10 protein-coding genes are annotated in these 8,327 nt (G+C 56.2%); 3 read left to right on the forward strand and 7 right to left on the reverse strand.

Annotation, left to right across the window (positions count from 1 at the left end):
• The first annotated feature begins 759 nt into the window (after positions 1-759).
• On the forward strand, positions 760-1,236 hold the full coding sequence (locus VGK48_13735; GenBank protein ID HEY2382234.1) for a hypothetical protein: 477 nt from the start codon (positions 760-762) through the stop codon (positions 1,234-1,236).
• A 130-nt stretch (positions 1,237-1,366) separates the two neighbouring features.
• Here the strand turns inward: VGK48_13735 and glmS are convergent, their stop codons facing one another.
• The gene (gene glmS / locus VGK48_13740; GenBank protein HEY2382235.1) at positions 1,367-3,202 is read right to left on the reverse strand and encodes a glutamine--fructose-6-phosphate transaminase (isomerizing); all 1,836 of its coding nucleotides are present in this window, start codon (positions 3,200-3,202) and stop codon (positions 1,367-1,369) included.
• 341 nt (positions 3,203-3,543) lie between these two features.
• Between glmS and VGK48_13745 the strand changes: the two genes are divergently transcribed.
• Positions 3,544-3,747 carry a UPF0175 family protein gene (locus tag VGK48_13745; protein ID HEY2382236.1) on the forward strand — a complete coding sequence of 68 codons (204 nt, stop codon included), beginning with the start codon at positions 3,544-3,546 and terminating at the stop codon, positions 3,745-3,747.
• A gap of 56 nt (positions 3,748-3,803) precedes the next feature.
• On the opposite strand, the gene VGK48_13750 is transcribed toward VGK48_13745, so the two are convergent.
• Positions 3,804-3,935: a DUF1778 domain-containing protein gene (locus VGK48_13750; protein HEY2382237.1), complete on the reverse strand. Its 132-nt coding sequence runs from the start codon at positions 3,933-3,935 to the stop codon at positions 3,804-3,806.
• A gap of 226 nt (positions 3,936-4,161) precedes the next feature.
• Positions 4,162-4,779 carry a hypothetical protein gene (locus tag VGK48_13755; GenBank protein ID HEY2382238.1) on the reverse strand — a complete coding sequence of 206 codons (618 nt, stop codon included), beginning with the start codon at positions 4,777-4,779 and terminating at the stop codon, positions 4,162-4,164.
• Between the two features lie 163 nt (positions 4,780-4,942).
• Between VGK48_13755 and VGK48_13760 the strand changes: the two genes are divergently transcribed.
• Positions 4,943-5,875, forward strand: coding sequence for a tetratricopeptide repeat protein (locus VGK48_13760; GenBank protein ID HEY2382239.1), 933 nt, complete (start codon positions 4,943-4,945; stop codon positions 5,873-5,875).
• Between the two features lie 60 nt (positions 5,876-5,935).
• On the opposite strand, the gene VGK48_13765 is transcribed toward VGK48_13760, so the two are convergent.
• From VGK48_13765 to VGK48_13780, 4 genes are all read right to left on the reverse strand, one after another.
• On the reverse strand, positions 5,936-6,382 hold the full coding sequence (locus VGK48_13765) for a hypothetical protein (GenBank protein HEY2382240.1): 447 nt from the start codon (positions 6,380-6,382) through the stop codon (positions 5,936-5,938).
• 45 nt (positions 6,383-6,427) lie between these two features.
• On the reverse strand, positions 6,428-6,577 hold the full coding sequence (locus VGK48_13770) for a hypothetical protein (GenBank protein HEY2382241.1): 150 nt from the start codon (positions 6,575-6,577) through the stop codon (positions 6,428-6,430).
• A gap of 27 nt (positions 6,578-6,604) precedes the next feature.
• Positions 6,605-7,117 (reverse strand): hypothetical protein, encoded by a 513-nt coding sequence (locus VGK48_13775; GenBank protein HEY2382242.1) that lies wholly within the window; start codon positions 7,115-7,117, stop codon positions 6,605-6,607.
• A 377-nt stretch (positions 7,118-7,494) separates the two neighbouring features.
• Positions 7,495-8,190 (reverse strand): ABC transporter ATP-binding protein, encoded by a 696-nt coding sequence (locus tag VGK48_13780; protein ID HEY2382243.1) that lies wholly within the window; start codon positions 8,188-8,190, stop codon positions 7,495-7,497.
• Positions 8,191-8,327 lie beyond the last annotated feature (137 nt).

Consider the following 8,327-nt stretch of genomic DNA (forward strand, 5'->3'; position numbering starts at 1 on the left):
AAGTACTTTCCCTGCGACCTGATCATTCGGGTCTCCTTGATCCGAAAAATTTATTATTCCGTGGAAGCTGATTCTGAGGAAGGCTACCGCACTGGCAGTCCCAAAGCAGGCGGGCTGCTGAGAGTGGCTTTTGTGAAGCGATCCTCATTATGCACTCCGATGAATTCATGTCAATCTTAAAAATGTGACAGACAAATTACACGCCGCAGTTGACACGAAGACATCCACGTGAATGATAACAGTCGGATTTATCAGCGTGTTGTGAGTCGAAGCAGTCTGAAATCCTCGTCAGCCGGGGCGGGTTCCGGTGTCCCGAGGATGCCCATAACACCTGGAATGGTCAATACCGGCTCGCGGTGCTGCTGCAAGTCGAATCGGCAATAAACGCAATCACTGTGAATGGAACTGGACTCAGAAACGAAAACTTCGAACTTCAGCTTACGCAACGTTAGCGAGGCGACGGCAGCAAAACCGGGTCGTATCTTCAACACATACCAATGCTCGTTGACCATCTGGCTCTCCCTGAACTCCTTTCAAGGAATAAATCGGTGATCTGGATCTTAAAAACGGGACAGAGACAATTCAAGTTCTAAATCGGAGCAACACGAGAGACGTACTTCCAGATCGGAGGACGACATTTCAGCGGCACACCCGGCAGCGGCAGTAGAACAAAAATTGCGGCAATTTTTGAAGGGCAAAAAACCAGGTAGCGCTTCTTTGGTGACCGCTCTGACGAAATTCCATCAATGGGCCACTTCGATGGAATCGGAATCCGAAACGCGCGCGCAAGTTTCGGCAGACGGCGCATGTGATGAGATCGAGAAACAGGCGGCGGTCTTTATTGAATCGGCCGATGGGATCGAACAACGGCTTTTGTCTAAATCGCTGCAGGAAGCGCTATTCCATTGCGCTGGGTTCAATACGGAACTGTCGTCTGCCGAGCTGCGCCGGAAATTCAGGCACACCCTCCGGCGTGAAGGATCCGCAAGCATCGTCCAGCAATTTCTCGCATTTTATCTGTTCAATTTTGTGTGGTTCCACACAGGGGAATCGTTTCGCTCCCAGGCCTGGACATCTGCCGAATTCGAAAGCGACCTGCAGAACGCGGAGAAATACTGCCAGAGAATTGTGGCCGACAGTTGGAATTCGGGAGAGGTGCAAGCGGAAGCCCTCGATCTCGTCACAGCTCGCCGGATCATCCAGAAGATCGAAGAACGGCTTTGTGGCGCCGGCTGATATTCCCCGCCTTTCCAAGGCGGGGTGGCCGAGCGATCAAACGTTAGACCGCTCGGGCGGGGCGGTTGTCAACGAACCGCGAAGCGCACCTTATTTTTTGAAGTTACTAACCTCCGACTTGCTACCAGGCTCACTCCACCGTGACGCTTTTTGCCAGATTCCGCGGCCGGTCCACATCGCAACCCCGCAACAGGGCGATCTCATATGCGAGCAGCTGCAGCGGAATCGAAGTCAAAAATGGGTTCAGCAATGGAGATGTCGCCGGCACTTCAATGATGTGGTCGGCTTTTGCGGATACCGACGTGTCGCCCTCGGTAACCACCGCGATCACGACGCCATCCCGGCCTTTGACTTCCTCGATGTTCGACATCATTTTCTTGTAAAGCGGGTCGCGCGGCGCCAGCGTGACAACGGGCAATCTGGCGTCGATCAGCGCGATGGGGCCGTGTTTCATCTCTCCGGCGGGATATCCCTCGGCATGGATATACGAGATCTCCTTGAGTTTCAGGGCGCCTTCAAGCGCGACCGGGTAATTCACGCCTCGTCCAAGGAACAGAAAATCCGAGCGGTCGGCAAATTGTTCCGCCAATTGTTTGATTCCACCGGACCGTTCCAGGAACCGTCCGATAAGATCCGGGATCTGACACATGGCCTTGGCCTGCGCGCGGACCGCTTCGTCATCCAGCGTGGAGCGCAGGCGCCCAAGAAACAGCGCCAGAAGGTTCAAGGCTGCCACTTGTGTACTGAATGCCTTGGTGGATGCGACGGCGATCTCCGGTCCGGCATGCGTGTACAGGACGCTGTCCGATTGCCGGGCGGCCATACTGCCGCTGACGTTGCAAATGGACATGACGAACGAACCCTTGGCCCTCGCCTCCTCGATTGCCGCAAGCGTGTCGGCCGTCTCGCCCGATTGCGTTATCGCGATCACCATCTCGCGCGAACCGATCCGGGGGTTCCGGTAGCGGAACTCCGAGGCATAGTCGATATCCACCGGTATGCCGGCGAGGTGTTCGATCAGAAACTTTCCGATAAGACCCGCATGTAAGGATGTACCGCAGGCAACAATCCGTATCCGCTCGATGAACGAAAACAAATCGGCGGGCCCGATTTCGGGCTCCAGCACGACATCATAATTTTTGGTGATGCGTCCTCTGAGCGTGTTCCGGATGGCTTCCGGTTGTTCAAAAATCTCCTTCAGCATGAAATGCGGATAGCCATCCTTCTCGGCACTCTCGGCCGACCAGGAAATGCGCGTGGCCTCACGGCGAATGCGATGGCCATCGAGAGATCGGATCTCGACCTCGTCTTGCCTCACAATGGCCATTTCCGAATCGTTCAAAAATAGAACGTCGCGGGTGAACGGCAACAGCGCGGGGATGTCGGAGGCGATGAAGTTCTCCTCATGGCCGAGGCCGATAACGATCGGAGGGCCATTTCGCGTGACCACGATCTTGTCGGGATCCTCGGTGGACACCACCACCAGACCGTAGATTCCTTCCAATTCGCGGGTGGCCGCAGCGACCGCAGATTCCAGAGAGCCCGTGAAATGGGCCTCGATCAGATGCGGGATGACTTCGGTGTCGGTAGCGGTTTTGAAGACGTGCCCCTCACGAATAAGGCGTTCTTTCAGTTCGAAATAGTTTTCGATAATGCCATTGTGGACAACGATAAAACGTCCCGTGCAGTCCCGGTGAGGATGTGCGTTTTCTTCGGTCGGCCTGCCGTGGGTGGCCCACCGCGTATGCCCGATGCCATATTGCAGGCCGGCGGGTACGGTCTGGATGGTTCCGATTTTCTCTTCAAGCGCATGGATCCGCCCTGTCGAGCGCGCGATCGACAAGGAACCGTCCATGAATGATGCGATGCCACAGGAATCGTATCCACGATATTCCAGCCGTTTGAGCCCGTCGATGAGCACCGGCACCGCATCTCTCTTTCCGATATACCCGACAATTCCACACATCGCGCGCTTCTCCTGTTTACGATCGTCCAAATTTAAGAGTTTTTGTCAAAACGTTCTACAATAGGGCGTTGGACAAAAAGTCGTCGAGATGGACATTCCCCGCCTTTCCAAAGCGGGGTGGCTGCGCCATTAATAAAACGGTCCCGTTCCTTAGCGGCGCAGACGGGGCGGTTAGTAACTTCAACAAATAAGGTGCGCTGCGCGGTTCCTGGATAACCGCTATTACTGCTTCGCCCTGTCGGGCTCGCGCTTCGCGCCCCGTTCTCGCGTTCTAACGGTTTGATCGCTCGGACACCCCGCCTTGGAAAGGCGGGGAATGTCCATCTGGTAGGAAGAGGCCGATGAGGATAGAAATCGAATTACCGGAAGACGTTGTGCACTCCCTGCAGGAAAAGTGGGGAGATCTCTCACAGTACGCCATGGAGATTCTTGCTGTGGAGGGATACCGGTCGGGCACTCTCAGCCCGGATCAATTGCACCGGATGCTGAGCCTTCGAACCACTCGCGAAGTGGAAGCCTTCCTGAAGAAGCGCGGCGCGCTTTAACCGGCGGTTAAGTATTTGATCGCTTCAACGCATCCAACAGAAGGAACTCACGAGTTTCACTTGGCAGTGCTCAGTATCTTCTTATACCGAGCAGCAGCCTGACGCAGCCTCGGAGACGGAAGCGGCGCCATGAGGAGGGCATTGACGAAAGTCTCCCGATCTCTCGCAGCTAATCTCAAAACCTCCATTCGCTCCAAAGTTTTGTCAGCGGCTTCCTGGGCAGCTCGTACTATAAAGTCAGTCAAAAGTACTGCCCTCAAGTTCGGCAGCCTTCATTAACCGAATTTTCTGGTCCCTGCTGATCCGTGCCTCTAATCGTTCCATTTTCACAGGCATAAAACGCAACCTTCGACAATGAGATGCCAATAGGGTACGGCAGTTAGCCGTACTCTACAACCCGTACATATCGGACCTTCAGCGTGATGCGCATGGATCCGTATCCGGTCTCGTTGCCGCCCGGCAAAGACACCCCAGATGTTGCAATGCGTTTTCGAAACGCAACGGGATATCAAAGTTATCCACATTAGGTTTGCCGAAGCTTATCGATGCGTCAAACACCGCCTGCGCTTCGAACGGCATCGTCGATGAGCCGCCGGACCACCGCCGAATCGATGCTCGGGTCGTAAATATAGTGACTTTCATCGTGCCGTCGCGTTCAAGAACGTGGTGGGTAGAAAACCTGCCGAATTCCACGTCTGCTGCAGGAATAACGTAGTGAGTCATTTCCCGCACCGGAACAATGGAATCGCCGGCAGTGGCGGCGTTGGGCCGGGCGGTTTGCCGTTCCTCTGTGAGATCGAGCGCACAAGGGGCCGCGAATGCCATGGAGTAGGTCCAGGTCGTATCTCCCGACGGCAAAGATCGCATGGCGCCCGACTCCGCATTCACCAGGTCGAGGATGTACTGAACCGTTTGGTCGAATCCCGGTGTCGCCAGAAGCTGAAACGCATCCAGTCGAGCGGTGCCAATGCACAGGCAGCAAAAAGCGGTGCAGAGCGCCAGAGCAGATCTTCTGGTTATGACCATAGCCACGGGAGTGCAATCCCGGCACCATGTTATTCCGGGAGCGGAACAAATTCGGATTCGTCGCCGGGAACTTTCGGGAAGCGAAACTCACAGCGGCGCGGAACAGCGGTCAAGATCGGGAACGGATGCGGTCTCTGCCGGCGGTCTAAGTTGTTTTATAATCATTGCTATGTTCGAGGCGGGTTCCCTTTTAATCGCGCTGTTTCTCGCGTTTCAATATCAGGTCACGGGCCAGATCACGGCGCCGGCGGGCACGGTTTTCCGGCCGGTTCAGATCGAGTCGATCGATCACAAGATCGTGAAGTATGACAACGTCAACAAAAAGGGGAATTTCTCGTTCAAGGTTCCGGAAGGCCAGTACAAGATCACCATCACCACCGAGAACGGCCTGGTGGACACCCGCACCATTGAAGTGCGGGATTCGTTTGCAAATGAGAATTTCGAGATTCCCATCAAAATCTCGCTGCTGGATACCCTGAAGTCTCCGGAGCCGGCGAATAAAGCGGAAACACTGCCGGCAGATGTTTCCTCGAAGGCGGCCGACGAGTTCCAACATGCGATCGACGCGAAAGGCAATGCCAAGAAGGCCCGGGAACACCTCGAGCGCGCGCTCGCCATCTCGCCGAAGTATCCGGCGGCGCTCGATGCCCTGGGAAAGATCGATGTGCAACAGAAACAATTCGGCACCGCGGCCGAACGGTTCCAGAAGGCCATCGACTTGAACCCGAACTTTTATCCTGCCCACGTGGATCTTGGCGGAGTCCTGCTGGCCATGGGCGACTACGACCGGGCGCTGGTCGAGAATTCAAAGGCTGTGGAGATGCAGCCGGGAGACAGCGTCGCGCAGTCGCAACTGGGACAGGTACTCTTCCGTCTCAACAAATACGGGGACGCGCTGCAACACCTGGAGATCGCAAAACAGCTCGATCCCATGTCTTACACACTGCCCGGCCTGTACATCGCGCAGATTCATCAGGCGCGGGGGGAAAATGCGGAGGCTGTCGCGGCGTACAAGGACTTCCTGAAGGACCACCCGGGGCACGAACTCACGGGTTCCATCCAGAACGAGATCATTTTTCTCGAAAAACAGGGCGGAAAATAAGCCAGGCGGGCGGATTCGACGGATTAAACGGATCCATTCCGTTTAATCCGTGTCTTCCCGCTAATATCGCGTCCCCATATTGGGTGTTGGGGCCGGTGTCACGTTCGGAATCGTCGGATTCGGACTCGGCTTCTCTTCGGGCAGCGTCGACTTCGGCAGTGTGGAATTCGGGATCGTACTTGAATTCGGATTCGGGTTGATCGTACCCGGCGTCACGTCCGGAGTGGTGGTGTTGGGCGTCACATTCGGGCTCATTGGGCTGGGAGTGACATTCGGAGTATTCGAGTTCGGCGTCGTGGGATTCGGGATCGTCGTGTTCGGCGTCGTCGCAGACGGCGGCTGAGTCGTCGTATTAGTGTTTGGAGTCGTTACGCCTGGCTGTTGACCGTATCCCGGAAGAGCCTGGCCTGGAGGAGCCGTGGTCTGGGCGAAGCCGGAAAGGTTCATCACGAACAGGAGCAGGAAGACTATACCTAAAGGTATCAATACCTTTTTGCGAAGGTTCATAAAACCTCCTTCTGTTTTGCCTTCTCCAGTCCATTATCGCGCGATCTAGTGGTGAGGATCGTGGTGATCTTCGTGCCCACCGCCCGCACTCGCAACCGGATAAAGGGGCTGCGCTTCCGCCTCGATGGGCTTCAGCGCCGACCCGACAACAAGGCCTATAACGAGCACAACAAATCCGATGAGGGCTTCCTGCATTTCTTCAATCTCCCGGTTCGACCTGTATCAGGCGAATATCTTACCGAAAAACGGAAGCAGTTCCGGAATCTGTTTTGAGGTCGGAGCCCGTGCGATCCGTCCGCGAAATTGCTCCGGTCCGAAGAGAATGCGCGCAAAGGTCTCCGCGAAGTCCCCGGCCGGGGTCGCGAAATCGGTGCATTTGTTGCAGCCGAACCATGGCGTCGCAGGATCGATTCCGCGCACTTGCATCCACCTTTTTCGAATTTCCGGGGTGTTGTAGGTCATGTCGATGGCGTGGCCCAGTTCGTGGGCAATGTCGTAGGCGAGGAGGCGGACGTCGTCCTGGGGGCGGGCGTAGACCTCGATCCGATGTGCGGCCGGAAATGTCATCGCCCGGAAACCGGGCCGCGGGGCCATGAAGACAATGTCGTATTTGAGCTGCTGCCATTGAAAGGGGATCAGGGCGAGGGCCGCCTGCTCGCGGGTTGCCATGTCGGCCGCAATTGCCGGGAGGGCCAGAAGCATGGTGAGAAGGGCAATCGCGAGCGAACGAAGCATTATGGGCGAGATTAGAATAGGGTGAATTTAGACGGCAATTAGGGGAACACCTTAGGACCCTGGAGGCGAGGTCTATGACCATGTGAATGAAGCCCATTCCCCTCCGTTTCCAAGGAGGGGTGGCTGCGCCACTAACAAAAAGATCCCGTTCCGCAGCGGCGCAGACGGGGTGGTTCGTAAATTCCAACAAAATAAGGTGCGCTACGCGGGCGGATAAGGAGGCTTCGCAACCTTTTACTAACCACCCCGTCCTCGCGTTTCTAACGGTTGATCGCTCGGACACCCCTCCTTTAAAAACGGAGGGGAATGTGGCCTGAATCCAACTCTGAGCATGAATTTCAGCACGTATGAACGCGCCTACAGGAAACGACGCCAACCTAAGCCGGTACCTGGCCCTCCGGCAGCAGTTCGCCTTTTTCCAGATGCCGGATGGTCGTGGCGAATTTCGCCGCGTGGGGATCGTGAGTGACCATCACGATGGTCTTCCCGAATTCGGCATTCAGCCGCTTCAGCAGCTGGAGCACATCCTGAGCGGATGTGGCGTCGAGGTTTCCCGTCGGTTCATCCGCGAGGATTAGATCCGGGTCCGTGACGATCGCCCGGGCAATCGCCACACGCTGCTCCTGGCCGCCGGATAGCTGGCGGGGGAAGTGTTTCATGCGGTCGCCCAGGCCGACGAGCCGGAGCGCGGTCTCGGCATGTTCCATCCGCTCCTGTTTATTCAGCGAGGTGAGCTTCAGCGGCAGTTCCACATTCTCAATGGCGGTCAAAACCGGGATCAGATTGAAACTCTGAAACACGAACCCGATATGCGCGTTGCGCCAGTTGGCTATTTCGCGCTCCGAGAGGGCGCGCAGGTTTTCGCCGAGGACTTCGATCTCGCCGTCGGTCGGGCGGTCCATCGCGGCGATCAGATGCAGCAGCGTGGATTTCCCCGATCCGGACGGTCCCATCAAAGCGACGAAGTCGCCCTTTTCGATCTGGATGTTGGCGTCCTTCAAGGCGAACACGTGGAACTCGTCCCGCACGTATTCCTTCGTCAGGCTGCGGGTTTGGATGATGATGTCGGTCATGGTTGTAGTCACTTCCCGCCTGAGTTTTGTACAAAAAGTCGATGAAACGAACATTCCCCGCCTTTCAAAGGCGGGGTGGCTGCGCCATCAATCAATGGGCCCGTTCCTTAGCGGCGCAGACGGGGCGGTTAGTAACT

It is taken from the genome of Terriglobia bacterium (assembly GCA_036496425.1).
Taxonomy (GTDB): domain Bacteria; phylum Acidobacteriota; class Terriglobia; order 20CM-2-55-15; family 20CM-2-55-15; genus 20CM-2-55-15.

Coding starts and splice junctions, on each gene's coding strand:
- VGK48_13735 (HEY2382234.1), top strand. CDS start 760: ATGGAATCGGAATCCGAAACGCGCGCGCAAGTTTCGGCAGACGGCGCA.
- glmS (HEY2382235.1), bottom strand. CDS start 3,202: ATGTGTGGAATTGTCGGGTATATCGGAAAGAGAGATGCGGTGCCGGTG.
- VGK48_13745 (HEY2382236.1), top strand. CDS start 3,544: ATGAGGATAGAAATCGAATTACCGGAAGACGTTGTGCACTCCCTGCAG.
- VGK48_13750 (HEY2382237.1), bottom strand. CDS start 3,935: ATGGAGGTTTTGAGATTAGCTGCGAGAGATCGGGAGACTTTCGTCAAT.
- VGK48_13760 (HEY2382239.1), top strand. CDS start 4,943: ATGTTCGAGGCGGGTTCCCTTTTAATCGCGCTGTTTCTCGCGTTTCAA.
- VGK48_13765 (HEY2382240.1), bottom strand. CDS start 6,382: ATGAACCTTCGCAAAAAGGTATTGATACCTTTAGGTATAGTCTTCCTG.
- VGK48_13770 (HEY2382241.1), bottom strand. CDS start 6,577: ATGCAGGAAGCCCTCATCGGATTTGTTGTGCTCGTTATAGGCCTTGTT.
- VGK48_13775 (HEY2382242.1), bottom strand. CDS start 7,117: ATGCTTCGTTCGCTCGCGATTGCCCTTCTCACCATGCTTCTGGCCCTC.
- VGK48_13780 (HEY2382243.1), bottom strand. CDS start 8,190: ATGACCGACATCATCATCCAAACCCGCAGCCTGACGAAGGAATACGTG.